Below are 26,141 nucleotides of genomic sequence, written 5' to 3'. Positions count from 1 at the left end.
AAATATATAATTAAGTGCAGCCATGACAAAGGTAGCCGTAATAGGTAGCGGTGCAAGAGAGCATGCTATCTCTTACTCTTTAGTAAGAAAAAATCATGAGACCTTTGTTATTCCTGGAAATAGCGGCATGAAAGAGAGCATGAAGGTACTCTTAGACTTTAAAATGGATTTTAAGGAAATAAAAGATTTTCTTCAAAAGGAAAAAATAGATTACGTTATTGTAGGCCCTGAAGAGCCCCTTGTAAAGGGATTTAAAGACTTTGTAAAAGATGTTGCCTTTGTCTATGGTCCATCAAAAAAAGAATCAATCCTTGAGGGAAGTAAAGCTTATGCAAAAGGATTTATGTCTGAATATGGCGTTAAAACCGCGCGCTTTGAAATATTTGACGAACCAAAGAAAGCAAGAGAGTATGTAGATAAAAGGGGCACACCTATAGTGATTAAGGCAGATGGACTTGCCCTTGGTAAGGGAAGCTTTGTTTGCTGGTCAAAAGAAGAAGCCTATGAGGCAATTAAAAAGATAATGGAGGATAAGATTTTCGGAGAATCAGGTAATGTTTGTGTAATCGAAGAATACCTGCAAGGAGTCGAGATTTCACTTATTGTATCTGTTGCAGGTGACGAATATCTTCCCTTTATAACTTCTCAAGACCATAAACGGGTTTTTGATGATGATAAGGGACCAAATACAGGTGGAATGGGAGCCTACGCTCCTTGCCCCTTTGTAAGTCCCTCACTGTTAGAAGACATAGATGAAAAGATAGTTAAAAGAACAATAAGAGGTATGGTAAAAAGAGGTTTTGAATACCAGGGTTTTCTATATTTTGGACTTATGTTAACAGATGAGGGCCCTTATGTCCTTGAATACAACGTAAGAATGGGAGATCCTGAAGGTCAAGTTCTTTTATATTTACTTGAAACAGATCTTTTAGAAATAGTTGAACATACCAAAGAATTTGAACTTTTAAAACTTTCAAAACTTAAATTTAAGGAGGGATATGCTTGTTACGTTGTTATTGCATCAAAGGGTTATCCCGATAGTTATGAAAAGGGTAAATTAATAAGAGGGTATGAAAAGATAAAGTCAGAGGATATGAAAGTTTTCTTTGCTGGAGTTGTAGAGAAAGATGGGGAGCTATATACACATGGGGGCAGGGTTATGGGTGTCTTAGGTTATGGTGAAACCTTAGAGAAAGCAATTGAAAGAGCCTATTATGGTGTTAAGTTTATAGAGTTTGAGGGTATGCATTATAGAAAAGATATTGGAAAAAGGGGTTTAATTTTAAGCGGGGGTTCTACTCCTCTTGTTAGTTATTAATAATTTGGCGGGGGAAAATTATGGATAAGAAAATTTTAAAGGCTTTGAACGATCAGATGAATAGGGAATTTTACTCTGCCTATCTTTATCTTTCCATGGCTGCTTGGTTTGAAAAGGAGAATTTATTGGGTTTTGCTAAGTGGATGAAAGTTCAGGCATGGGAAGAACTTGGTCATGCCATGAGATTTTATAAGTTTATTACAGACAGAGGGGAGAAACCTGAGCTTGATAAACTTGAAAAGCCCAAATCTGAATGGAACTCACCGAAGGAGGCCTTTGAGGATGCCCATAATCACGAAAAGTTTATAACAAAAAATATTCATGAAATTTATAAACTTGCTGAAGAGCTTAATGACTATCCTACAAAAACTTTCCTTCACTGGTTTATAGATGAACAAGTTGAAGAGGAAAATCAAACTTTTGTAATACTAGATACTATTATCAAAATTAAAGATTCTGTTTCCTCTCTTTACTTTTTAGATCATAAACTTTCACAGAGGGAGTTTGAAAAGCTTGAAATAGAGATTTAATGAGGAGGAAAAGATGGTTTATAAGATCTGACAAGGTTCCTAAAAGAGAAAACCTTCTTGATTTTTTACTTGAAATAAGGGGGATAGAGGACAAGGAGGCTTTTTTAGATCCTCAGCTTTCTTATATTTACTCTTTTTATAAATTAAAGGGGGTGAAAGAGGCTGTTGAAAGGCTTAAAAGAGCAATTGATAAAAAAGAAAAGGTGGGACTATATATAGATTATGATGTAGATGGAATTACAGGAGGTGCTATCTTATATAGGAATTTAAAAAAGTTAGGAGTTGATGTTGAGGTAAAAATTCCAAATAGATTAAGTGAGGGATATGGAGTCCAGATAAGTGGGCTTAAAGAGTTAAGGGAAAAGGGAGTTAGTTTAGTTATAACAGTGGATTCTGGAATAAGGTCCTTTGAGGCAGCTGAATGGGCTTTTAAAAATAATCTTGATCTTATAATAACTGATCACCACTTCCCATCAAAGGATTTACCAAAGGCTCTTGCTATAATAAATCCACATCTTGATTATCCCTTTAGGTTTCTCTCAGGTGTTGGTGTTGTTTTTAAATTCTTGCTAGCTCTATACGAGAAAATGGGACAAGATCCAAAAGAGCTAATTTGGGATCTTGATCTTGTCGTACTTGGAACTGTTGCTGATATTGTTCCACTTATTTCTGAAAATAGGGTCTTAAGTTATCTTGGAATGAAGGTTCTTGAGAAGTCAAAGAAAATGGGTATAAAGGTTTTGAAAAAAATTTCTGGTAGAGAAGAAAATCTTAGAACATGGGATATCCTTTTTGTTCTTGCACCAAGGCTTAATGCAGCTGGTAGGTTGCAGGATGCAAGTTTATCTTTTAATCTTTTAGTTACAAAAAAAACTGAGGAGGCTCTGAAACTGGCTAAGATGCTTGAGAAAATGAATAGCTTAAGAATGGAGGAACAGGAGAGAATATTAGCTGGGGCTCTTTCAACAATTGAAAAGGAGGATAAGGGAAAGAACTTCTTTATAACAATTAAAGGTAAAGATTTTCATCCAGGGGTAATAGGAATAGTTGCTTCTAAGATAGCAGAAAAGTATTATAGGCCATCTATAGTTTTTACGGAACAAGGGGATATTTTAAGGGGTTCGGCAAGGTCAATTAATAAAAATATAGATCTTATGGAAATATTTGACAAATTAGACGATCTAATACTTGAGTATGGGGGGCACAGCTGTGCAGCTGGTATAAAGATTTTAAAGAAAGATTACGAAGTCTTTGAAGAAAAAATTAATTTGCTTGCAAGTATTAACTTTAAAGAAGAGGATTTTGAACCCGAGGTAACTATTGATTGCAAATTTCCAATTGAGGAGTGGGATAGCTTTCTTTATTCTGAGGTAATTGAAAAGATGGAACCCTTCGGAGAGGGAAATCCAAAACCTGTATTTCTCGATGAAAATTTAACTTGTGTTGGAGATATAAAATTAAGAAAAAATGAACATCTTGATTTCTATGTAATCAAAAAGGGTAGATTTTTTAGAGCCTTTGTTCCTGAAAGATTCGATCTTTACGATAAAATAGTTTCTGGAAAAACAAAAATTTCAGCCGTCTATAGCCCTGAAATTGACTACTATTCAAAAAGAAAAGATCTATCTTTTAAGATTTTAGATCTGGAAATCATAAATGAAAAGTTTTAAGAACAAAAATTTTATAATTACGGGTGCTTCCTCAGGTCTTGGAAAAGAACTTGTCCACAAAATTGCAAGTGAAGGCGGTAATCTCCTAATCGGTTCACGAAGAAAGGAAATTATTGACCAAATAAAAGATGAAATTATAAAAAATTTTAAGGTTAAAGTTATTAGTTCATTTCTAGATGTCACTGATGAAAAGTCAGTTAAGGAATTTGCTAAAATTGCTGCATATGAGTTTGAAAGTGTTGACTGTCTCATAAATAACGCGGGAGTAGGGCTTTATGCTAAAGTTGAAGATGTGGAAGAAAGTGATTTCAGTAAACTTTTTGATGTAAACGTAAAAGGTATTTTTCTTGTTACTAAAGAGTTTTTACCTTATATGAAAAAGAATGGAAAAGGAGTCATAGTGAATATTTCTTCTCTTGCTGGGTATGTGGGGTTACCCCTTATGAGCGTTTATGCTGCTACAAAGTTTGCTGTTCGTGGTTTTACTGATGCCTTAAGAAGAGAATTAAGGGCATATAAAATAAAAGTTATTGGTGTTTATCCGGGTCCCTTTGAATCTGATTTTTTTAAAAATGCTATAAAAAAATTTGAAAATATTAATATAAGAAAAAACAAATTGATGTGGGCTGACTCAGGGGAGGTTGCTCAGAAAATAATAGAGGGAATCAAAAAGGGAAAAAAGAATATTTATGTTAAAAGATTATGGAAAACCATAGCAAAACTTCACGATTTTTACCCCACCTTCTTTGACTTGCCTCTTTCTTCAAGCAGGTATTATAGAACTTTTAATTTAAGTTAACTCCCCCTCCTAATTAAGATCGTTCCATCACTAAAGGTTTTTCTTAGAGGAAATTCTTTTTCCAAAAAGCCCATTATATCATTAAAACCATATTTCATATAAAAGAGCCTGTCTACACCCTGGAATATTATAATCCCTTTTACATTAACTAATTTGAAAAGGTATTCATAGTCTCCTGCGTATGTTAAAGGAAATATACAAGTTTTGCCTGTGTAAAAACCTATGAGAGCATCGGCGTTTGAAACAAAGAAACTCTCCTCTTCTATTTTTTCTATTTCCCTTAAAACTTCCTCACTTTTAAAAAAGTTATTGTTTCTAGTTATAGCACCTCTTATAACATTTTTGTTTTCATGAAGTGTTAAAAGTAAAACAAAAGTTAAAAAGAACTTCAAGAATTTAGGATGTTCTTTTAAGAAAATGATGGAGAAGGGTATAACAAAAACAGATAAATAAAGTATAAAACGATGCTCTGGATTTATAATCCCAAAGGTTAAACTGAAAATTGTAAGTGAAAGGAAGAAGAAAATTTTAAAGTGTCTAAGAGAATCAGCATTGTTTTTAAATAAAAAAATTATTGAAAAGGGAAAGAAATAAAAAGGGGAGATGTTATTGAGGGTTTTTAAATAAAAAAATAGAGAGTCAATTTTTGATTCAAGAAAGTCAAAAAAATTTATTTGAAAAGAGCTTATATAAGGAATACCAGCTATTTCGTAGCTACCGAGTGTATAGAAAGCTAAGTTAAAAAACGGGTTTTTTGTCAGTTTATAAGTTCTATATAACCATGGCAAAAGAGGAATTAGAAGAAAAAAAAGATAAAATGCTATAAGTTTCAAATTTTTTTTACTGTAAAGATAAAAAGTAACAGGTAAAACAAGAAGTAAAACTATGTAGTATCTTGTTAAAGAAAAAATAGAAAGAAAAAAACTTGAGATTAAGATAAAAGTTTTGTTTTCTTTAAACAAAAAGATTAAAAACAAAATGAAAATTGAGACCGCAAGTGGCTCTGAAAGCCCTCTTAAAGTTAGATCTAGATATATAGGATTTAACATAAAAAAGATTAAACTTAAGACCTTAATAATTTTGCTTACTTTTAGACTTTCAATGAAAATTAAAAATAAAAAGCCGGAAAGAATATAAAAGAAAAAGCTTGTTAAAAGAATTGTTTTATCACTTATTCCAAAAATCTTAAAAAAAAGAGAAAGCAGAAGGGGATAGATTGGCATTCTCAAAACAGAAGGCACAGGTATTTCTCTTGAAAAATCAAAAGCTAACTGGATGGGATATAAATTGTTAACAAAAAATCCCCCTTTTTCGATTAAATTTTTTGCGATATTACCGTATTCGTAAGTGTCACTCGTTAAGTGGAATATCGAATGTGGAAATTTCTGTATAAAAAAAATTCCTAAAAGAAAAATTAAAATTAAAAAAAATATTGCTTCTTTGTTATTTTTTATAAAAGTTGTCATAAGCATAAAGTGAAGCTCCGTACATTCCCGCTTCGTCAGAGAGCTCTGCCTTTTCAATTTTTATATCTAAAAGATAAGAGGGTACTCTTTTTGTATATTCCTCTAAAATAAAAGTGTAGAAAATATCAAAGGCATGGGAAATTCCTCCTCCGATTATGAATTTTTGGGGTGAAAAAACTTTTGCAAAATCAGATAACGCGATCCCAAGGGCGTATCCTAAATTTTTGAAACATTCTATGGCAAGTTGATCCTTCCTTTTTGCAAATTCATAAACCTCCTCTGGTTCAACCTTTGATGGATTCTTTGTTAAAAAGTGGTCGATTCCCTCCTTTTTTTTCATATACAAAAAATTCCTTATTCCATTCTTTGATGCAAATGCTTCGAGACACCCCCTATTGCCGCAGGAGCACATAGGACCATTTGGATCAACAGTTACATGACCAAATTCAGCACCAAGATTTTTATATCCTCTAAAAAGTTTTTTTTCTATAAAAACCGCGCCTCCAACACCTGTTCCAAGTGTTAAAAAAATAAAACACTCTAATCCTTTTGCCTTCCCCAATTTCCACTCCCCATATGCATTCATGTGACAATCGTTATCAAAGAAAACATTCTTTACTTTTAATCTTTTTTTTATTAATTCATCTAAATTTTTACCAAATAGAAAGGGAAGATTAGGCGCAAATCTTAAATTGTTTTTATCGTCAATAACTCCAGGTATACCAAATGCTACGGCCTTTAGATTTTTTTTTCTATTTAAATGCTCGATAATTTCTTCTAAAAAGTTCTCTTCAGGATTAATTTTAAATATTTTTTCTTCAGAGAACTTTTCTCCATCGTAAAAGCACAGTTTAACCCTTGTCCCCCCAATATCAACTCCTGCGAATAATTTCCTTGACGGCATCTTTCATTATAAATTAAAATTTAAATCAAATTCATAAATGGAAAAAATTATTTTTGATCTTCATCAGGATGCTTTGCCTTTTATTCTAAATGAAGAGTTAAATGCGAACGACTTTTTTAAAATAAATGTTGTTTCTGTTTTTACTTTAATCAAATGGAAAAAGGAGTTTATTGAAAGCTATGATTTAAATTTTATTTTAAGAACAATAGAAACCTATAGAGAGTTTTCAGAAAAGAATGGTTTTGTAATTGTTGAAAAGGCTTCTGATTTAGAAAGTGTTTTAGAGTCAGACAAAAAGGGATTTATAATAAATTTAGAGGGCTCTTCTGTTATAACTGACAAATATATATTAAGGGCACTTTTTAATTTAGGGGTGAGAGTTTTTACATTAACGTGGAATTATTCAAATCAGATTGCCTCAGCATGTGAAGACTTAAACGGAGGGGGTTTAACTAAATTTGGAAAAGAGATAGTGAGTGCTATTGCTGAAATTGGAGGAATAGTAGATCTTGCACATTCTGGGAGAAAAACTTTTTATGATGTTTATAAGATGAATGTTCCCTTTTTTGTTTCTCATACGGGTATTTTAAAAAATCCGAAAAATAGTAGAAATATTTCTTTTAAAGAGATGGATTTAATAAAAAAGAGAAATAGTATTGCAGGGGTTGCCCTGGGTCATCTCTTTTTCGAGAAAAAAATTAAAAAAGAAGAGGTGATCAAGAAGATAAAAAGGCTTCTAAAGAAATATCCGGAAAATATTTCTTTGGGTTCTGATCTTTTTGGGTTGCCCAAAAAATATATAATTGAAGATCTCGTCTCTCATAAAAAGATAAGCGAATTCGTAAGGGATTTACCAGACTCTTTTTTGTATTTAAATGCCTATAATTTTTTTATTAAACATCTACCTCAAAAATGAATATTAAGAGTTTTGGATGGCTTTTTGGTGATTTCTGGTTTAAGAAAGGGTGTTGCTATTATGTATGGTAGTAGTTAACGCGTTTAAGTGGCTTAAAAATTTTACAACTTATGAGGGCTTTAGGAATTACAATGTATGAATAAAGTAAAAGGTCGCTTTTTAAAAATTAATCAAGAGAAAGTCTGTATTCAATTTTTGGTATTCCTATACTTATTAGATTTTCGATAAATGTTTGGAAAAAACCTTTTATTTTCTTAGGAGGTCTTATTTCCTTTGGTTTTTCTTTTATTCCAGCGAGTTTTCCTGCAAGCATTAGGGCATCTTCATAGGTTCCTATTGTGTCAACAAGTCCTAACTTTTTTGCCTGCAAGCCTGTAAAAATTTTTCCCTCGGCCCACTTTTCTAAATTTAATGTATCAAGTTTTCTCCTTAAAGCAACCTCTCTAAAAAATTGCTTGTATATATTTTCAAGTAAATCTTCTATGTATTTTTTCTCTTCGTCTGTTATTTCCCTATAGGGTGAGCCAGCGTCTTTGAACTTCCCCCTTTTAAATATCCTAAATTTTATTCCTATTTTTTCAAATAGTCCATGAAGAGTAGGGTATTGAGCTATTACACCGATTGATCCTGTTATTGAGCCTGGTGCAGCCATTATTTTGTCAGCTGAAATTGCTACATAGTAGGCGCCAGATGCTCCAAGGGTTGAAATATAGGCAACAACAGGGACTTTCTTCTCTTCTTTGAACTTTAAGACTGAATAATAAATTTCCTGAGCTGGCACCACGCCTCCACCTGGAGAGTCGATATATAAAAGCAGTGCTTTTACATCCTTTCTCTTTTTAAGATACTCAAGATCTTTTCTATAGTCCTTCGAATCTGAAAGAATACCCTTTACTTCTATGATACCAACTCCACCCTTTACGTAGATAGACTCTAGTTTTTTTGTTAAAAGCAATACAACTACGTACACACCTATCAGCGCAGCAATAATTATAGCAATTATTAAAATTTTTTTTCCTTTCATAATTAAATATTAAGGTAAAAGCCTCTAAAATTTCTTTATAATTTAGATATGATAATTTTAATTTTATTTTTTCATCCGATTATTTCAGAGGTTTTAAATGATGCGCCAGGTAAAGAAGATACAAGTGGTAGAAGAAATGAGTGGATAGAAGTTTATAATCCAGGGCCTGATACAATAGATTTTTCCCGTTATGGATTAACTGATTTTGATGAGAGGGACACAATTTGTGCTTGGACCGACTCATTAATTTTAAAATTTCATCCAGGTGTTATTTTTGGAAATACAAAACTTCCTCCTTTTAAATTCGGCGTCATTTTAGATAGAAATTACACTGATACACTTAATAAAGATCACCCACAACCTTATAAAATTTACCCAGGTACATTTATATTTACGATAAAAGATATAGATTTGGGAGACAACAGATATGGTCTTGCAAATACAGATCCGATTGCTATTTTTGAGATCGGAAGCCCAAATGTCTATGTTTCTACCTTTGGAATAAATGGTGTTCCCTTTACAAGCGCTCACGATGGAGTCTCAATTGAAAGGATCATTTTGGAAAAACCTGATTCCCTTAATAATTGGGCAAAGTCAGTAGATAAGGACAGGTCTACCCCAGGGAGATTTAACTCAGTTTCACCCGGCTTTGACCTTGTGATAGAAAGTGCCTACGTAAAACCCTCTTTTATAAAAAAAGGACTAAATTTTAGAGTTTATTTTTATATTAAAAATATAGGATCTCTTGACTTTTCCGGAAACATTCATGGTTTCTTAAAAATTTCAAATAAAGTGTATTTCCAATTTAGTGGGACAATAAAGTCTAAGGATTCAGTTTTACAGAGTGTTGAAATGCTTGAAAACTCTGAAGGTGTGTTAGATCTTCAAGCTAAAATTTCTCCACCTATAATGGAAAAAGATTCTTTTAATAATCTTATAAATTTTAAAATAGTAATAGATACTCCCCTTTTATACATAACCGAGATTTTTTATATAGGTAAACCCGAGTGGATCGAAGTTAAGAATCCTTCTCGGGATACTCTCTTTATTGATAATTTGATTCTTAGAGATTTAACAGATAAGAATTTTTATATAAAAAATCTAAAAATACCAGGTGATACCTATGCAATTTTCACATCTGATACTCTTCAATTTTACCAGATTTTTGGTAAAATTCCCTTTGTTTTTGAACTTTCTGATTTCCCCTCGCTTAACAACGATGGTGATCTTGTTTATATAACAAATTCTTTAAAACAAAGAATTGATTCAGTAAATTACTCTCCCGATTGGGGAGGAAGCTACGGAGTTTCACTTGAAAGATATAGTTTTGGCCCTTCCTGGCTAAAGGAAAACTGGAACTCCTCACAGGATCCCACTGGTTCAACACCTGGTAGAGGTCCCTATAAAATTGAAATGGGAGAAGAAAAGCTTAAACTCTCTACACAAAGATTTACTCCGAATAACGATGGAAAAGACGATATACTTGAAATTTGGGTTGCTAGTTCTAAAGAGCCTTCCTCTCTTTATCTATACGATTCAGCCGGTTTTCTAAAACACATATTCTTTGAGAATCAGATCATAAACTTTCCGAAACTGGTTAGACTTAGTAAAAATACCATTTCTCTTAAAAGGGGTCTTTATATTGTTGTTTTAAAACAGGGAAATAGAATTTATAAAAAGACTTTCGTCTACTTTGAATAGGGATTTTATTTGTATAGAGGGTGGTGTTCCACTTAAGGGAGAAATAAAACTTCAGGGAGCAAAAAACTGTGCTTTACCCTTATTTGCATCAATGATTTTAATGGAGGGTAAGACAGAATTTTCTAATATACCTTACGTTGAAGACGTAAATACGATGCTTTCCCTACTTTCATATCTGGGACTTGAAGTTAAATATATTAAAGAAGAAAATAGGGCGATAATTGAAAATAGGGGCATAGTTACTTCTTCTGCGCCGCTTTCTTTTATTCAGAAGATGAGGGCCTCTATTTATGTTTTGGGTCCACTTCTTGTAACAGAGGGTGTAGCTAAGGTTGGAATTCCTGGTGGGTGTTCATTTGGACCAAGACCAATAAATTTTCACATAGCCGGACTTAAAAAAATTGGGGCTGAAATTGAAATTGAGGGTGGATATGTAATTGCAAAGGCAAAAAAGTTTAAAGGAGCTAAGATAAGTTTTCCCAGGGTAAGTGTTGGTGCAACAGCACATCTTGCTATGACAGCAGCCAAAATTGAAGAGGAAATAGTTTTAGAGAATATATCTCTTGAACCAGAAGTTATCCATCTATTTGAGTTTTTAAAAAAAGCAGGAGCAAAAATAGAAGTTGAAAAGAGAAAGGCCTTTATATGGGGGAATAGAAATTTAAAGGCTCCAGAGAGCTTCTCTAATATTCCCGATAGAATAGAGGCAGCAACTTACATGATGTTCGTAGCTGGAGCAGGCGGAGAGTTGATTCTAAGACCAAACCCATATAATCTTTTAGAGAATGTGATAGGTAAACTAAAAAAGATGGGTATTTATATAGAAAATAGGGGTGATTACCTCTATTTAGAAAGTCAGAAGGACTTTGATCTTAAGCCTATTAATGTTTCGACGGCGCCCTATCCTGGTTATCCTACTGATTGTCAGCCTCAAATTGTTTCTCTTTTGACGCAAGCAAAAGGTAAAAGTTTAGTTAGGGAAAGGATCTATCCTGAGAGGTTTGGTTATGTCGGTGAGTTAATAAAAATGGGGGCAAATATTGAAGTTGGTCCTGGCTATGCCAAAGTTGAAGGAAAAACTAATCTAAAGAGTGCTCCACTTTTTGCACCGGATATAAGAGCTGGGGCAGCGCTTATTTTAGCTGCTCTTTTAGCAGAGGGTAAATCTCAAATTTACGGCGTTGAAAACATTAAAAGGGGGTACGATAGTGTTGTAGATAAATTAAAAAAAATTGGAGCAAAAATAGAATTAGTCAATGAAACAAGAAATTAAGAAATTAAGAGAATTTATTTTAAATGCTAAATCATTGATGGTTTTGACAGGAGCGGGTATTTCAAAGGATAGTGGTGTTCCAACCTTTAGGGGTGAAGATGGACTTTGGAGAAACTATGATGCAACTAAGTTAGCTACTCCTTATGCTTTTAGAGAAAATCCTAAACTTGTATGGGAGTGGTATAATTGGAGAAGAAGTATTATTTTAAAAGCTGCTCCTAATTATGCTCATTTTGCTATAAAAAAACTTGAAGATATGATAGAAGATTTTTTACTTGTTACACAGAATGTTGATAATCTCCATAGAGACGCAGGCTCAAAGAAGTTAGTTGAAATGCATGGAAATATATTTGAGACGCTTTGTACAGGATGTGGACATGTGAAATTTGAAAAGAAAGTTTTTAGAGAAGATGAATTACCACCAAGATGTGGAAGGTGTAATTCCTTGTTAAGGCCAAACGTAGTATGGTTTACAGAGCCTATTCCAAGTGAAGTTCTTAAAATAATTTTTGAGTCTATTGATTCAAAGGAGGCAATACTTGTTGTTGGAACTTCTCTTTTTGTTTATCCTGCAGCTTTGTTGCCCTTTATTTTTAAAGAGAGAAATAAAAAAGTTTTTGAGATAAATCCAGAGGAAACGGATATATCTTGCTTTGCGGATATTTCAATAAGGGGAAAAGCAAAAGAAGTTTTTGAGGAGATAATTTGACCACATCTTGGAAGATAAACTTTTTTAAACCCCCTCACTTTAGAATATCTCTCCTCGTTTTTATTTTTATTATTTCTTTTTTAATAACTCTTATCACTTTTTATTTAATATACAAAAGATTTGAGAAAAGTTACGTTCTTTATTTTGCTGTTAGTTTTATCTTTTTTAGTTTGTTGTTTGAATTTTTTACAATTTTAGATCACTTCTTTAAAAATAAAGCTATAGATTGGGTTGACTCTTTTTTAAAAAATATAGGTGAAATAAAGACCTCTGAAGAAAGAGAAAATTTTTTGATTAAGTTCGTTTTAAGAAAAAAAGTTAAAAAGATAAAAATAACGAGTGGAGAAATTTTTATAGAGAGGAGTTTAGAGGAATCAAAGGTTCCCAAAGTTGTTACAAGGTATAGAGTTTGTGATGAAAAAAGATATGAATTTAAAAATGTTTCTGAGTTTGAAGTAAAGGTTAAAAAAGGTAAAGCTTTAGGTTACCTTGATTCAAAGGGCGGAGTTATTGAGAGTCCAGGTTTTGTACTAAGTTGCCCTTATTTGAGGAAAGCCCTATTTTTATTTACTGATGATACTTTTATAGAAAAATTTAAGTTAAAGGAAGATGGTCTAAATTTTAAGAATGAATTAAGTGTACACGCTAACTTATTGGAAGTAAGGGGTGGAGAAGCTATATTTCACGTTTCACTTTTTAATAAGGGTAAAGCAAAAAGTCTTAACCTTGAAATAGAATGGATTTACAAAGGTGATTCAATTAATCCTCATATTTTCAGAGAGACAATTTCAAACCTACAAGAAGCAGGAAGCTATGAAATAAGATATGATTTAAAAATTTCAAAAGATAGAAATATATATGTTTTTAACGATTTTTACTTTCCAGAGAAAGTTAATTTTTTAAAAATTACAGAGAAAAGTAATTGGAAAATATTTTTGAAGTTAAAAGCAAATTTACCTTTTGAAGTAGATAAGTCGGTTAAGACTGAATTTGTATTTTAAAAAACTTTAAAATTAAACTATGGAGGAGATTGTAAGGGAAATTTTAATAAAAAATAATAAAAAAATATTACTTTTTGTTATAGATGGTCTTTCTGGACTTCCCAAGGATGGAAAAACAGAAATGGAGGTAGCAAATAAGCCAAATCTTGATGAGCTTGCAAAAAAATCTACATGTGGGAGAATTTTGACCTGTGAATGGGGAGTAACACCTGGAAGCGGACCTGCTCATCTTTCTCTTTTTGGCTATGATCCATTCAAATATCAGATTGGAAGGGGCGTTCTTGAAGCACTTGGAGTGGGGGCAGATCTTAGAAAAGGCGATATAGCCATAAGATGCAATTTTTGTAAAATCGACGAAAACGGCTATGTTATCGATAGAAGAGCTGGAAGAATCGAAACCGAAGAATCAAAAAAACTTGTTGAGAAGTTAAAAGGTGAAATTGAAAAAATTGAAGATGTAGAAATTATACTATATCCGGGAAAAGAACACAGATTTGTTTTGATTCTAAGGGGCGAAGATCTTTCACCTGAACTTAGAGATACTGATCCCTTAAAAGAAGGCAAAAAACCTCTTGAGCTTATTGCGAAGGATAAAAAAACAGAAAAAACAAAAAGAGTAGTAGAAACTTTCTTAAAAAAGGCTGCTTCTATCTTAAAGGATGAAAAAAGAGCAAATTATGTTCTTTTAAGGGGATTTTCTACTCTACCAGACTGGGAAACCTTTGAAGAAAAATGGAAACTCAAAGCTTGTGGAATTGCTTACTATCCTATGTATAAGGGACTTGCAAAGCTTGTTGGAATGGATGTTTTTGAAAATGTGAACAGTTTTGAAGAGGCTTGTAAAATTTTGCCAGAGGCTCTTAAAAATTACGATTTTGTTTATCTTCACTACAAAGAAACCGACAAAAAGGGTGAAGATGGAGACTTTTACGGTAAAGTTAAGGAAATAGAAAATGTGGATAGGTATATTCCTCAAATAGTTAACGCAGGTGCAGATGTGATAGCAATAACAGCTGACCACTCTACACCAGCAGTCTTAAGGAGTCATTCATGGCACCCTACCCCTCTTCTTATCTATTCACCACTTGTAGAACCTGATGATTGTAAAAAGTTCGATGAAAGAGAAGTTTTAAAAGGTTATCTCGGGACTATAAAAGGTAAAGAGCTTTTACCACTTTTACTTGCCCTATCTGGAAAGTTAGAAAAGTTTGGAGCATAGAGCTTAGGGATCGTTTGTGATAATAGCTGATTCTGAGAAGGTTATAAAAATAGAAAGGGAAAAAATTAGGGGGGTATATAAAAAGGGAGAGATAGAGTCAAACTTTACATTTGAAGACGCAAAAATTTTCCCCTCTTTTTGTGATTCTCATACCCATTTAATTCAGATGGGATTATCTCACATAAGGCACTCTTTAAAAGAAAAAAGATCAAAAGAAGAAGTTTACGAATTTTTAAAAAAAATCTTAGAGATAGAGAAAGATTTAGTTATTGCTTATGATTTCGATGAAAGTAAATGGAAAGAAAAAGAGTTTCCTAAAAGAGAAGAGCTTGATAAAATATCAAAAGATGTTCCAATAATTTTAAGGAGAGTGTGTGGTCATTTTGCTGTAGGAAATTCAAAGGCCCTTGAAATTTTAAAATCAAAAGAGGCTAAAAATATTGATTTTGAAACAGGAGTTATGAAAGAAGATGTTCCCCTTTACCTAAATTACTATTTTCCACCCTCTAAAGAAGAGATAAAAAGAGCTTTTGTTAAGGGTCAAGAAATTGCTCTCTCTTTTGGAATAACAGAGGTACATGAAATATTAGGTCTTAGAAATTTTGAAAACATCTTAGAATTTGATGAAAAAGATTTTTTAATTAGGGTGAACTTATATGTTGCTCTAAAAAGTTTAGTTGAGATTGATGAGTTTGAGAAAATAAAGGATAAATTTAAAGAAAGAAGATTTCTGAAATTAAAGGGAATAAAGGTTTTTTCTGATGGATCAATAGGGGCAAGGACTGCCTTTTTAAATAGAAGTTATAGTGACTCAAAAGGTGAAAGAGGGAAACTTCTGATTAGTGATAAGGAACTTGAAGGTTTTATAAGATATGCAGAAAACAAAGGCTTACAGCTTCTTGTGCATGCAATAGGAGATGCTGCAATAGAATTTGTTTTAAAAGTTTTTAATAAACTGATCTCCCATAACAGCTTAAGACATAGAATAGAGCACTTTGAGCTTGTTAATAAAAATATTATAAAGATGGCAAAAAAGAGCAATATATATATATCAATGCAACCCAATTTTGTAAGGGAGTGGCAAGAAAAATATGGAATGTACTATAAAAGACTTGGCGAAAAAAGATGGAGGAATATGAATCCATTTAACAGGCTACTTTCTGAAAACCTTATGCTTTCCTTTGGTTCTGATTGTATGCCCATAGGACCTTTGTATGGAATAGAAGGAGCTGTTAATCACCCTATTCCTACCGAGAGGATCAATTTTGAAACTTCATTAAAGCTCTATACAGAAAATCCGAGAATATTCTCTTTTGAAGAGGAAAACAGGGGTAAACTAAAAGAGGGCTATGATGCTGATTTAATCATTTTAAACAAGAAAAACGAATTAGTAGCTGTTGTCTTTAACGATGAAATTAAATATGTTTAGATCTCTAAAAATTTAAAGCTTAAAGGAGGAATGTTATGAAGAGTAAAATCATAGCTTTTTTGTCTCTTATTATTTATGCAAAAACAGGAGATGTTCCGGGAAGTAAGGATCACCCTTTAATCTCTAGGTTTCCTGGTTCAAGAATCGCTATTTATGAGGTAAGAGAATTTGAAAGGTTATATCTTCTTGCTGGACCAGTCCCGTCTTCGGCTGATAAGGATGTTGAATCTGCAAAAAAGGAACTCTTTGAAGGTAAAGTTACTTTTATTATGTATCACTGTCCTAAAGAAAGATCTACTTATGAAGTCTTTAAAAATTATGAACATGCTTTGAAAAAAGGAGATTTTGAAATAATCTATATAGGTAAGGGAGAAAAAATTAAGGGCATAAGGGAATTTTTATCAAAGTACAACAAAATATTTCGTGCTGTTTATCAAACAGAAAATAAGCCTTCTGAATTCTTTCATATTTCAGCAAAGAAAAAAAATATAGGAGTTTCAATTACAGTTCTTGAAGGTTGGGACTATAACCCTGTTGTATTTTTGGGAATCGCCGAAAGAAAAGAAATGGAGATCGGTCTTATTAGGGCTGAGGAAATAAGGGAAGAAATAATGAAAAAGGGACATGTTGCAATATATGGAATTTACTTTGATTTTGACAAGGCAGATATAAAGCCTGAATCAGAACCCGCTTTAAGGGAAATAGCAAAATTCTTAAAGGAAAATCCTGAAATTAAAGTTTATATAGTAGGTCATACAGATAATGTTGGTAAGCTTGAATACAATATGGATCTATCAAGAAGAAGGGCTCAAAGCGTTGTTGAGGAACTCGTTAAAAAATACGGTATTTCAAGGGATAGACTAAAAGCTTTTGGTGTTGGCCCACTTTGCCCAGTTGCCTCAAACGACACTGAAGAGGGAAGAACGAAAAATAGAAGAGTTGAAATAGTAAAAGAATAATTATTTAGATCCCTAGAACCTCTCCGTAACCATCTAAATCAAGGAAGCCGTGTCCTGAAACGTTAAAGGCTATTACTTTCTTTTCTCCTGCTTCCTTACATTTTAGTGCTTCATCAATTGCACAGGCTATACTGTATGCTGACTCAGGTGCAGGAAGAAATCCCTCTAATTGGAAAAATTCTCTTGCTCTTTCAAAAACATACTTTTCATCTTTTGGATAAACCTTAACATCAAGGAGACCCTTGTGTCTTAAGAGGCTTAAAATTGGTGCTGCCCCATGGTATCTAAGGCCGTCTGCTTTTATCGGATCCATTTCCTTTTTATGTCCAAGTGTATACATTTTAAGCATCGGTGTTATTTCTGCGTGATCAGCAAAGTCATACCTATATTCTCCTAAAAGGTTTGGTGCTACTTCACTTTGAGCAGCTATAAACTTTATCTTTTTACCTTCTTTTAGCACATCATAATAAAAGGGAAGCGCAAGACCTCCAAAATTTGAGCCGCCCCCAAGACAGGAAATTATTACATCAGGATATTCACCAAAGTATTCAAATTGTTTTTTTGTTTCAAGACCTACTATTGTTTGATGAAGTAGTACATGATTTAAAACAGAGCCTAAAAGATAAACTGTATCGGAGTTTTTATAGGCATCTTCAAGTCCTTCTGATATAGCTATTGCCAGAGAACCAGGATGATCGGGATTTTTTTCGTAAAGTTTTCTTCCTGTTTCTGTATTTGGAGAGGGTGACGCAAAGACATCTGCTCCGAGCATTTTCATAAAGATTCTTCTTTGTGTTTTCCACTTATAAACTGCTCTGACCCAATAAACAGTGCACTTTAATCCAAATAGTCTTGCAGCGTATGAAAGAGCTGAACCCCATTGACCTGCCCCTGTTTCTGTTACAACTCTTCTATAGCCCTCTTTTTTTGCGTAGTAACACTGTGCAAGTGCGGTATTTACCTTATGAGAGCCGGTTGGACTATAGAATTCTGCCTTATAGTAAAGATGCGCTGGTGTATCAAGATACTTTTCAAGAGCATAGGCTCTAAAAAGTGGTCTTGGTCTACCTGCTTGCATATAATAAAATCTCAATTCTTCAGGTATTTCTATCCATCTTTCATTTGAGAACTCTTGTTTTAAGCATTCTTCAAGCATCATTTTTGGTAAATTTTTTAGTCTTGATTCACCCTCTGGTGGATCTTTTGGCTCAGGAAGCGGCTCTGGTAAATCTGGTAATATGTTATACCAATGCGTTGGAATTTCCTCCGGCCTAAGATTTACATATTTTATTTTATTCATTTTTTTAACTCCTTTTAATCCTCCCTTTTAATTCTCTAAGAATTATAAAAATTATAGACTAAAATTGAATTGATTTTAAAGATGTCTATAATAAACAGGCTATTTGATAAAATACTACTGCCACAATCCACCCGAGAAATAGCGTATAAAATATTGTTAATAGTAAATACTTGATTCCTACCTCATTCTTTATTGCTATCATTGTTGCTATACAGGGAGTATAAATAAGGGACATAAGTAAAAAGGAGTAAGCAGTTAAGGGATTAAATAATTTCTTGAGTGATGTAACTATCTGCTTTTCGCCAAAGATAACACCTAAAGTGCCAACTACTAGTTCTTTTGCCACAATACCACTTAAAAGTGCAACTGTAATTTCCCATCTATCAAAACCTGCGGGTGAAAAAATGGGAGAAATTAAGGAGCCAATTTTACTAAAATAGATTCCCTACTTCCTTAACTTACTCCATTTTTTCAATTACGAGATATTCAAAAAAACGGTAAACATGATAATGGGAAATCTTATCTGTTCTTTGAAGCACTTCTTTCTTTTCCCCTAAAAACTCTATTACCTCCTCGTCCTTTGAAAATATCTTTATAAGTCCCCCCTTTCAGGAAAAGAGTCAGGAAATTTTATTTCTTTTTTAATAACTTTCAAGTAACTCCTCAACTTCTTTTCCATAATCTATTTTCAAAATTTCTCTTCTTTATTTTTAACTACCTGATATATTGCTTCTTTTAAATCCTCGGTTCCTATATTTTTATTCCCAATTGTTTTAATAAAAGGTATTTTTAAAATTTTTGAAAGAGTTTTTTCGTCAATGATTAATCCCTTTTCATTTGCAAGGTCAGTCATATTAAGACAAAGAACTGCATTGTGTCCCATCTCGAGAGTTTCGATTGAAAGAAAAAGATGTTTTTCTATATTTGTTGAATCAACTACTACTATAACGGCATCTGGCTTTTCCTCTATCAAAAATCTTCTCGCAACTTTTTCATCCGTAGAAAGACTATAGAGCCCATATGTTCCCGGAAGATCAACTATATGAAACTTTTCATCTTTATAGGTAAATTCTCCCTCATATTTTTCTACGGTTACACCAGACCAATTTCTGACTTTCTGATTTAAACCTGTTAAATTGTTAAAAATAGTTGATTTGCCGGAGTTTGGATTCCCTATGATTGCAACTCTTTTCAACTCTCTACTTTTTCTACAAGTATTTTGCTTGCTATTTTCCATCCTATCCCTACTCTTAAAGTCCTTTTACCTATAATCACAGAACCGTAATAGTTATTTGCAATAATTTCAACAATATCATTTAAAAAAATTCCTAAAGCACTCATCCTTCTTTGAAAATTTTTTTCCTCCTAAAAACCTACAATTTTAACTTTTCCTTTTTTACCTCGCTTAGAATCATCTTTAATTACACTCTCTATATACTTTAGCAAGTTTATTTAACGTCTCTTTACTTATATGATGTTCTATCTTACAAGCGTCTTTCTCAGTCTTTTTCTCTTTTACCTTTAAAATTTCTTTCAAAAATTTTTTTAAAGTAAGATCTCTTGAATAAATCTTTTTTGCTTCTCTCTTACCTTTTTCGCAAGAGTTTTAATTGCTGAATTGACAGATGACATACTTACGTTCAAGAAATTTGCAATCTCTGAAACCCTCGCAAATCCCTTCTTTTCTTTCAAAATATAAATTGCCTCAAGATAATCTTCCAAAGAAGAACTTAAATGTTTCATTTTTCTAACTTTGTTAGCCTAATTTAACTTTTTAATTATAAAACCTTTTTATTATAAAAAAATAAAATCTAACTTGTGTTACAAATACTTTTGCTTTTAAAATATAAATCGAGTGAAAAAGAAATACATTCAAACTTGCGCAAATAATTGCAATAGAGGTGCAACTTCTAGCACCGGATGTGTAGTAAAAGCATTAAAGAGTTATACAAAAAGCTAATGAAAAAACAAATTTTGAGTGTAAGGCTTTTAGAATGAAATTTTTATATGTTTTAGTTTTAATTAAAGGGGGGAAATATGCTTGAGGGAAAAACATCTATCATAACAGGTGGTTCTTCAGGGATAGGAAAGGCAACCGCAAAGAAGTTCGTTGAGTATGGTGCAAGAGTTATCCTTTTTGACAAAGACGAAGAAAGGCTTAAAAGTTTCTGGGAAGAAAGCATAATGGATAGGGGGTGGTATTTTAAAGGTGACATATCAAAAAAGGGAGACATAGATAAATTCCTTCAGGAAGTAAGATTAAGGAACGAAAGGATTGATGTTCTTGTAAATAACGCAGGTGTTACAAAAGATGCACTACTTGTAAGGATGAAAGAAGAGGATTGGGACCTTGTACTTAACGTGAATCTAAGGGGAGTCTTTCTCTTAACAAGAGAGATCGTAAAGATGATGATGAAGCAAGAATCAGGTGTAATTATAAATATTTCATCAGTTGTGGGGATAACAGGTAATATCGGACAATGTAATTACTCTGCCTCAAAGGCAGCTCTTATTGCCTTTACAAAATCACTTGCAAAAGAGGTTGGTTCTAGGAATATAAGAGTAATTGCAGTTGCACCTGGTTTTATCGAAACACCTATGACAGAAAAATTACCTGAAGAAGTGAAAAAGAAATACTTAGAGCAAATTCCCCTAAAAAGATTTGGAAAACCAGAAGAAGTTGCAGAGCTTTTATCTTTTCTTGCCTCTTCTAAGGCATCTTACATAACTGGATGTGTGATCCAAATCGATGGTGGGATGGTGTGAGTATCTTATATTACTTCTAGCTTAAATACTCCCTTAAATCCCTAACAATTTCTTTTAGTGGTCTTACTTTGAACCATTCTCTTTCTGTTAGTTCGTTTGCGTAGGCCTTATATATATCCTCTATTATCTTCTTTAGTTCGGAAGGTAATTTAGGGGGTAAAACTCCGACGTGTTTTTTCCAATTTATTCTATCCTTTTCTTTTGCCTTTTCAACCTCTTCGTACCACTCTGTTTTTCTATAATATATCCTTGCTATTTCTTTACTTAAATGAATTCCCTCATAGGTAAAGCGACATTCATCAAGTGTACCAATAGCGTCCACAACTATTAAATTCCTATTTTCGTCAAACCCAAACTCAAATTTCCCATCTTCATTAGAAAGACTAATTTTCTTTACTTCCTCGGTAATTAAACTATTTATTAAAAGTGTTTTAGACTTTATCTCTTCGATTTCCTCATCTTTCAGGGCTGCAATCTCTTTAGCCTCGTTTAAGGTAACGTATCTATCTGTTATTTCGAGTTTTGTGGATACGTCAATTAAAGGACTATCAAGTTTATGACCTGGTTTTGGCATTTCCTTTAAACCGATATCCTCCAGTTTCAACTTACCTTCTCTTAGCCTTTTAAAAACTGACGAACCTTCAGGAAGCGAATTTCTATAAATTATCTCAAGAGGTATTAAAAAGTTTCCCTTTTCTTTTTTATAAATTGAGTAGTCGTAGGTACCCTCTTTAATCTCCGGTCTTAAAACTCTTAGAAGTTTTATCTCCATGACGTTACATGGTTCCTTTAAATCTTTAAGTTTTTTTAAGGTGCTGTCCTCATAAAGCCCCAAATAGTGAGTTTTAATACCTATTTCCTCAAGTTTTTCAAAAAAGTAAGCTGTTACTATACATGTGGCTTTTCCTTTGCCCTCTATTTGATCTGGCATTTCTCCCCAATCAAAGACAGAGTACCTATCAGAAAACTCAAATCTACCCACTCCAGAAAAATTCGATTCTGGTTTTTTTATTACTATTAAATCCTTTACGCTTCCCATAGCTTATTTCCCTCTAAGTTCTCTATCAGATTCTTCAATTTCTTTTATTTTAGCTTCTTTATATTTTTTTAACCTCTCTTCTAAATTTTTATCTTTCATAGCCATTATTTTTAAGGTAGGCTAGAGCAGCTCCCTCAGGTTCAAGAACTGTCAGGGGTGCTACACCAGAGGGCATTCTTAAGCTTGAAAATATATCGGCGCCGCTGAACTTATCACTATAAGGCGGTGCAGCAATACATGGTTTTGTTGTGTTAGCATCAACAAATCCACTTAATGCGTTACTTCTTCCTGCTACAGTAATAAATACAACATCTTGATCTTCGTATTCTTTTAAGATTTCTAAGACTTTCAGGGGGGTTTTGTGAGCCGAAGCAACCCTTAGAACACACTCTATGCCGAACCCCTTTAATTTATCAAATATTTTTATTGCATGATCGTAGTCAGCCTTTGAACCCATTATTATTACGGCTTTCATAGGTTTCCCCTTTTTTATTTTCTTAGTATATAATTAATTTAAACAAAAATTCAATTTAAGATTTCATTATGAGTAATTCTCAATTCGCCATTATTATGAGAGGTGCTCCAAGGGCAGGAAAAACCGCGATCTCTAAGAGGCTTTTTGAAAACCTCAAAGAAAAAGGAGTAGTACTTGTTCAATATGACGAGATCTTCAAAATTAAAAAAAAATTTGAAAAAAATAGAATAAGATTTAAAATTTACTATGAGATCATTAAAAAATTACTAAAAGAGGGGTACTCTCTTATTCTCGATTACTCATTTACATACAAAAAAGAGTTGTCTAAAGTTTTAAAATATATAAAAAAAAGGGGAGTAAAATATAGGATTTATCTTTTAAATCCGCCCTTTGAGACTCTATTAGAAAGAGATAGAAGTTCTGTTGAACCCAAGGGAGAGGAAAGACTTCTAGAATTTTATAACAGTTTACTAAAAAACATAACCCCAAACTCCTTAATAATTGATACATCTAAACTATCTGAAGAAGAATCTTTAAAATTAATATTAAAGGACTTAGAAGAAAATGATATTGTTTAAGGCACACCCAGACTCAAAACCAAAGGATGGAATAATTTCTAAACGTCTAAACAGGTACATATCCTCTCTTTTTACAAAAATTTTAATAAAAACAAACGTTACCCCTAACAAAATAACTCTTTTTTTCCTTTTTATATTTTCGAGTCTACTTATAATATCCGGAATTATTAAAAACATCTTTTTAACTGGCCTCTTTTATCAACTTGCATCAATTTTTGACGGTGTTGATGGAGAGATTGCAAGAAAGAAAAAATTAAGTTCACAAGGTGGAGCACTTTTAGATACTGTGTGTGATTATATAGTCGACTCTATTGCTGCTTTCTCTTTTGGTTTATCCCTTACTAAGTATAAAATAAGCAACACACTTATTCTCTTTACTGTTTCATTGACAATAGCAACTAGACTTATTACCCAATTCATAGTTAAAAATACAAAGGGTTTCAAAAGACATTTGGTAAGAGATACAAGAGATATTGTTGTTTTTGTCATATTTATTTTTTCCATCTTAACAGAGATCTTTAAAAATCCCTATATTATGATTTTTGGCTTAATGCTGGTAAATGTATGGAGATGGGACAATGGAATCTATAGATTATACTCTTTTATAAAAAGTGAAAAGTTCTAAGTTTACTCAGAGCTAAATTCTTTTTACCCAGATCTCTTTAGGTTCCCCCTCTGCATAAAAATCTCTAATTTCCGCTTCCTTTTCAAATCCGATTTTCCTATAAAATGCCCTAGCCCTTTTATGTCTGGGTTGAGTTTCTAAGACAATCAATCTTGCGTTTCTCTTTTTAACCTCTTTAAAAAATTCATCCCAGAGGATTTGTGCTACACCCTTTCCATAAAAATCTGGATCAACTGCTATCCATAAAAGTTCAATAACAGAGTCTGCAAGAGAATTCTCTGTAAATAGTATAAATCCTGTGAGCTTCTCACCTTTGAATACTCCTAACCCCTCATACTCACCCTTTTCTATTCCATCAAAAACATTGAGACATGTTTTTTTATCTTTTTCCGAAAAATCTTGAGTTTTATTAACTATGTCTTCAACAAAATGCCTATGTTCATTAGAAATCTTTTTTACTTTTAATTCCTCTAATTTCACTCGCTTCTTGTCAAGGCCTTCTCAATTAGCCTTTTAACAAAGTTAGCGTAAGAAATGCCAGCGTATTTTAGGGCTCTATAGAAACCAGAGTTGTAAGATACATCCGGATTGGGGTTTGCTTCAATAAAATAGACTGTACCACTTTCATCCATCCTTAGATCTACTCTTCCGTAGTCTCTCATTTCAAGTATTTTAAAAACTTTAAGCGAAAGATTTTCAATTTCCCTCTTTTTGTCCTCATCCAGTTTTGCAGGATAAATGACTGGAGTTAAAAGGTACTCTTTGCTTTTTTTGTTCCATTTTGAACTATAAGTTAAGACTTTTGGATTTGTTTTAAAGACAACCTCTCCTATTCCTATCACTTTATCGTCAAAGATAGAAACATTAAACTCTCTTCCATCTATGTATTCTTCAGCAAAGAACTCAACATTTAAATTCTTTACCTCCTCTAAAAATTTAAAGTAATCTTCTACTTTATAAATTACATTTTTTTTCTCAATATGTAGACTTGCATCACATCTTATAGGTTTTAAAATTAGAGGTAAGAATTTAATGTTATCTGAATTGGGCAAAAAAAATGATGGAGTTTTTATGCCGTGAAAGGAAACCAAGATTTTTGCTTTTATCTTATCCAAACAGATAGATAGACTTGTTGGAGGTGAGCCCGTATATGGAATACTAAGTGTTTCAAGAATTCCAGCAACCCAACTTTCCCCCTCTGGATTGCCATCAAAATCTTCACAGAGATTAAAAACAACATCGAAATCCCTTTCCTTTAACCTATCTATCCATTGATAGCTTCTGTCGACAGGAAGAAGAAAATAGTCATAGGACAATTGCTTTAGAGCTTCTTTAACCATATTAACCTCATCATAAACACTTTCTATATCAGGTCTACCGATATATCGTGAGGTATTAAAAAGTATACAAACTCTCATTTTATTTTTTTTTAATACCGTATCTTTCAAAGGCACTGTATAGTATCATTTTTATTATTTCATCGTAAGTAAGTCCACTTTTATAAACCATTATAGGAAAATCACTTGTTTCAGGATTTAATCCTGGAAGTGGATTAATCTCAAGAAAATATGGCTTTAAATCCTCATCTAATCTAAAATCAAATCTTGCAAAATCCCTTAAATTTAAATATCTAAATAACTTAAGAACGTATCTTTTTATTTCCTTTAATGTCTCCCCCGGTATTTCAGGGGGTACAATATATTCTACCTCTTCCCTAAAGTTTCTCTTTATCTCAAGAGAGTAGAGAAAATTAGGAAGTTCAAGCTTTTTAGGTCTTATTTCCATGAAACCTAAAAATTTGATCCTTTTATTCCCTATAATTCCAACTGTAATCTCTTTTCCAGCGATGAATTTTTCTACAAGGATTTCCTCATTATAAAGTTCAAAAAGTTCTAAAGCTTTATCTTTTAGCTCCTCTAAGCTGTTTACTTTTGATGAAAGCCTGAGACCGATACTAGATCCTTCGTTTTTTAGTTTTAAAACACAGGGGAACTTATTAAACTTAAAGTTTTTAACGTCTTTTTTACTTTTAATTACCTTAAAGTAAGGGGTTCTAATGTTTAGGGATTTGGCAAATCTCTTACAAAGTTCCTTATCAAGAGTTACGTTCAGGGCTAAGGGATCAGAGCCAGAATAGGGTATGTTGAAAACTTCACAGATAGAGGGAATGTGTCCCTCTCTTGATCTTGTACCAAAACCCTCAGCTATGTTAAACACAAAATCAGGCTTATTTACTAAGATTTTTTCGATAAAGGCTTTTCCACTACCAAGATAAAAGACCTCAAATCCGAGATTTTTAAGAGCCTTTCCTATTGATTCAATAGTTTGCTCTGAATCGAATTCCTCAAAGATATCCTCAGGTAAAAAAGAAGGCACTTCTTTAGGTTTAAGATCAAAGGCGATTCCTATCTTCATAACCTTAGCTTCTAGCTCTAAATTT

28 protein-coding genes and 1 pseudogene are annotated in these 26,141 nt (G+C 32.8%); 15 read left to right on the top strand and 14 right to left on the bottom strand.

Annotated features, from left to right (window positions below; all coding sequences use genetic code 11):
- Positions 1-22: 22 nt before the first annotated feature.
- The 4 genes from purD to ABDH49_02965 are packed head-to-tail and all read left to right on the top strand — an operon-like array spanning position 23 to position 4,317.
- Complete coding sequence (gene purD, locus ABDH49_02980; protein ID MEN3045935.1) at positions 23-1,318, top strand: phosphoribosylamine--glycine ligase; 1,296 nt, start codon at positions 23-25, stop codon at positions 1,316-1,318.
- 20 nt (positions 1,319-1,338) lie between these two features.
- Positions 1,339-1,848 carry a ferritin gene (locus ABDH49_02975; protein MEN3045934.1) on the top strand — a complete coding sequence of 170 codons (510 nt, stop codon included), beginning with the start codon at positions 1,339-1,341 and terminating at the stop codon, positions 1,846-1,848.
- Positions 1,848-3,518 (top strand): single-stranded-DNA-specific exonuclease RecJ, encoded by a 1,671-nt coding sequence (recJ, locus tag ABDH49_02970; GenBank protein MEN3045933.1) that lies wholly within the window; start codon positions 1,848-1,850, stop codon positions 3,516-3,518. The genes ABDH49_02975 and recJ overlap by 1 nt, the downstream gene beginning before the upstream one ends.
- The gene (locus ABDH49_02965) at positions 3,505-4,317 is read left to right on the top strand and encodes an SDR family NAD(P)-dependent oxidoreductase (GenBank protein MEN3045932.1); all 813 of its coding nucleotides are present in this window, start codon (positions 3,505-3,507) and stop codon (positions 4,315-4,317) included. Before recJ ends, ABDH49_02965 begins: the two co-directional genes overlap by 14 nt.
- Here ABDH49_02965 and ABDH49_02960 read toward each other — a convergent pair.
- Positions 4,314-5,783: a hypothetical protein gene (locus ABDH49_02960; protein MEN3045931.1), complete on the bottom strand. Its 1,470-nt coding sequence runs from the start codon at positions 5,781-5,783 to the stop codon at positions 4,314-4,316. The two genes, ABDH49_02965 and ABDH49_02960, sit on opposite strands and share 4 nt — an antisense overlap.
- Positions 5,761-6,687, bottom strand: a complete 927-nt coding sequence (locus ABDH49_02955) for an ROK family protein (GenBank protein MEN3045930.1) — start codon at positions 6,685-6,687, stop codon at positions 5,761-5,763. Before ABDH49_02955 ends, ABDH49_02960 begins: the two co-directional genes overlap by 23 nt.
- A gap of 37 nt (positions 6,688-6,724) precedes the next feature.
- Between ABDH49_02955 and ABDH49_02950 the strand changes: the two genes are divergently transcribed.
- Complete coding sequence (locus ABDH49_02950; protein MEN3045929.1) at positions 6,725-7,603, top strand: membrane dipeptidase; 879 nt, start codon at positions 6,725-6,727, stop codon at positions 7,601-7,603.
- Between the two features lie 166 nt (positions 7,604-7,769).
- Here ABDH49_02950 and sppA read toward each other — a convergent pair whose 3' ends face one another.
- On the bottom strand, positions 7,770-8,627 hold the full coding sequence (gene sppA / locus ABDH49_02945; GenBank protein MEN3045928.1) for a signal peptide peptidase SppA: 858 nt from the start codon (positions 8,625-8,627) through the stop codon (positions 7,770-7,772).
- A 48-nt stretch (positions 8,628-8,675) separates the two neighbouring features.
- On the opposite strand from sppA, the gene ABDH49_02940 reads away from it, so the two are divergent.
- The 7 genes from ABDH49_02940 to ABDH49_02910 all read left to right on the top strand — a co-directional run bounded on the left by ABDH49_02940 (position 8,676) and on the right by ABDH49_02910 (position 16,918).
- Positions 8,676-10,328 carry a hypothetical protein gene (locus ABDH49_02940; protein ID MEN3045927.1) on the top strand — a complete coding sequence of 551 codons (1,653 nt, stop codon included), beginning with the start codon at positions 8,676-8,678 and terminating at the stop codon, positions 10,326-10,328.
- Complete coding sequence (gene murA / locus ABDH49_02935; protein ID MEN3045926.1) at positions 10,321-11,601, top strand: UDP-N-acetylglucosamine 1-carboxyvinyltransferase; 1,281 nt, start codon at positions 10,321-10,323, stop codon at positions 11,599-11,601. Before ABDH49_02940 ends, murA begins: the two co-directional genes overlap by 8 nt.
- A complete protein-coding gene (locus ABDH49_02930; GenBank protein MEN3045925.1) occupies positions 11,585-12,310 on the top strand; it encodes an NAD-dependent deacylase in 726 nt (241 codons plus the stop codon). Before murA ends, ABDH49_02930 begins: the two co-directional genes overlap by 17 nt.
- 170 nt (positions 12,311-12,480) lie before the next feature.
- A complete protein-coding gene (locus ABDH49_02925) occupies positions 12,481-13,311 on the top strand; it encodes a hypothetical protein (protein MEN3045924.1) in 831 nt (276 codons plus the stop codon).
- Positions 13,312-13,330: 19 nt separating this feature from the next.
- Complete coding sequence (locus tag ABDH49_02920) at positions 13,331-14,530, top strand: 2,3-bisphosphoglycerate-independent phosphoglycerate mutase (protein MEN3045923.1); 1,200 nt, start codon at positions 13,331-13,333, stop codon at positions 14,528-14,530.
- Between the two features lie 16 nt (positions 14,531-14,546).
- Complete coding sequence (locus ABDH49_02915; GenBank protein ID MEN3045922.1) at positions 14,547-15,959, top strand: amidohydrolase; 1,413 nt, start codon at positions 14,547-14,549, stop codon at positions 15,957-15,959.
- Positions 15,960-15,994: 35 nt separating this feature from the next.
- The gene (locus ABDH49_02910; GenBank protein MEN3045921.1) at positions 15,995-16,918 is read left to right on the top strand and encodes an OmpA family protein; all 924 of its coding nucleotides are present in this window, start codon (positions 15,995-15,997) and stop codon (positions 16,916-16,918) included.
- Between the two features lie 4 nt (positions 16,919-16,922).
- On the opposite strand, the gene ABDH49_02905 is transcribed toward ABDH49_02910, so the two are convergent.
- The 6 genes and pseudogenes from ABDH49_02905 to ABDH49_02880 all read right to left on the bottom strand — a co-directional run bounded on the left by ABDH49_02905 (position 16,923) and on the right by ABDH49_02880 (position 19,961).
- A complete protein-coding gene (locus ABDH49_02905; protein ID MEN3045920.1) occupies positions 16,923-18,218 on the bottom strand; it encodes a TrpB-like pyridoxal phosphate-dependent enzyme in 1,296 nt (431 codons plus the stop codon).
- Between the two features lie 85 nt (positions 18,219-18,303).
- Complete coding sequence (locus tag ABDH49_02900) at positions 18,304-18,645, bottom strand: nucleoside recognition domain-containing protein (protein ID MEN3045919.1); 342 nt, start codon at positions 18,643-18,645, stop codon at positions 18,304-18,306.
- A gap of 261 nt (positions 18,646-18,906) precedes the next feature.
- The gene (locus tag ABDH49_02895) at positions 18,907-19,413 is read right to left on the bottom strand and encodes a FeoB small GTPase domain-containing protein (GenBank protein MEN3045918.1); all 507 of its coding nucleotides are present in this window, start codon (positions 19,411-19,413) and stop codon (positions 18,907-18,909) included.
- Positions 19,410-19,565: pseudogene (locus ABDH49_02890) on the bottom strand (ferrous iron transport protein A). The gene ABDH49_02895 and the pseudogene ABDH49_02890 overlap by 4 nt, the downstream one beginning before the upstream one ends.
- A gap of 70 nt (positions 19,566-19,635) precedes the next feature.
- On the bottom strand, positions 19,636-19,755 hold the full coding sequence (locus ABDH49_02885) for an iron dependent repressor, metal binding and dimerization domain protein (protein ID MEN3045917.1): 120 nt from the start codon (positions 19,753-19,755) through the stop codon (positions 19,636-19,638).
- Between the two features lie 8 nt (positions 19,756-19,763).
- Positions 19,764-19,961 (bottom strand): hypothetical protein, encoded by a 198-nt coding sequence (locus ABDH49_02880; GenBank protein MEN3045916.1) that lies wholly within the window; start codon positions 19,959-19,961, stop codon positions 19,764-19,766.
- Between the two features lie 294 nt (positions 19,962-20,255).
- Between ABDH49_02880 and fabG the strand changes: the two genes are divergently transcribed.
- On the top strand, positions 20,256-20,984 hold the full coding sequence (fabG, locus tag ABDH49_02875) for a 3-oxoacyl-[acyl-carrier-protein] reductase (protein ID MEN3045915.1): 729 nt from the start codon (positions 20,256-20,258) through the stop codon (positions 20,982-20,984).
- A 16-nt stretch (positions 20,985-21,000) separates the two neighbouring features.
- Here the strand turns inward: fabG and purC are convergent, their stop codons facing one another.
- Positions 21,001-22,023, bottom strand: a complete 1,023-nt coding sequence (gene purC / locus ABDH49_02870) for a phosphoribosylaminoimidazolesuccinocarboxamide synthase (protein ID MEN3045914.1) — start codon at positions 22,021-22,023, stop codon at positions 21,001-21,003.
- Positions 22,024-22,111: 88 nt separating this feature from the next.
- Positions 22,112-22,498: an AIR carboxylase family protein gene (locus ABDH49_02865; protein MEN3045913.1), complete on the bottom strand. Its 387-nt coding sequence runs from the start codon at positions 22,496-22,498 to the stop codon at positions 22,112-22,114.
- A gap of 68 nt (positions 22,499-22,566) precedes the next feature.
- On the opposite strand from ABDH49_02865, the gene ABDH49_02860 reads away from it, so the two are divergent.
- Together ABDH49_02860 and ABDH49_02855 are read left to right on the top strand one after the other, a co-directional pair.
- Complete coding sequence (locus ABDH49_02860; protein ID MEN3045912.1) at positions 22,567-23,076, top strand: AAA family ATPase; 510 nt, start codon at positions 22,567-22,569, stop codon at positions 23,074-23,076.
- Positions 23,063-23,701, top strand: coding sequence for a CDP-alcohol phosphatidyltransferase family protein (locus ABDH49_02855; GenBank protein MEN3045911.1), 639 nt, complete (start codon positions 23,063-23,065; stop codon positions 23,699-23,701). The genes ABDH49_02860 and ABDH49_02855 overlap by 14 nt, the downstream gene beginning before the upstream one ends.
- A gap of 12 nt (positions 23,702-23,713) precedes the next feature.
- Here the strand turns inward: ABDH49_02855 and ABDH49_02850 are convergent, their stop codons facing one another.
- The 3 genes from ABDH49_02850 to ABDH49_02840 are packed head-to-tail and all read right to left on the bottom strand — an operon-like array spanning position 23,714 to position 26,116.
- Entirely contained in the window at positions 23,714-24,181 is a 468-nt protein-coding gene (locus ABDH49_02850; GenBank protein MEN3045910.1) for a GNAT family N-acetyltransferase, read from the bottom strand.
- Positions 24,178-25,119: an ATP-grasp domain-containing protein gene (locus ABDH49_02845; protein MEN3045909.1), complete on the bottom strand. Its 942-nt coding sequence runs from the start codon at positions 25,117-25,119 to the stop codon at positions 24,178-24,180. Before ABDH49_02845 ends, ABDH49_02850 begins: the two co-directional genes overlap by 4 nt.
- 1 nt (position 25,120) lies before the next feature.
- Positions 25,121-26,116 (bottom strand): D-alanine--D-alanine ligase, encoded by a 996-nt coding sequence (locus ABDH49_02840; protein MEN3045908.1) that lies wholly within the window; start codon positions 26,114-26,116, stop codon positions 25,121-25,123.
- Positions 26,117-26,141 lie beyond the last annotated feature (25 nt).

The sequence above is a fragment of the Candidatus Hydrothermales bacterium genome (genome assembly GCA_039630235.1).
Lineage (GTDB): Bacteria > Hydrothermota > Hydrothermia > Hydrothermales > JAJRUZ01 > JBCNVI01.
The sequence above is the reverse complement of the archived record's forward strand: the minus strand, read 5'-3'. Positions and strand labels throughout refer to the sequence as shown.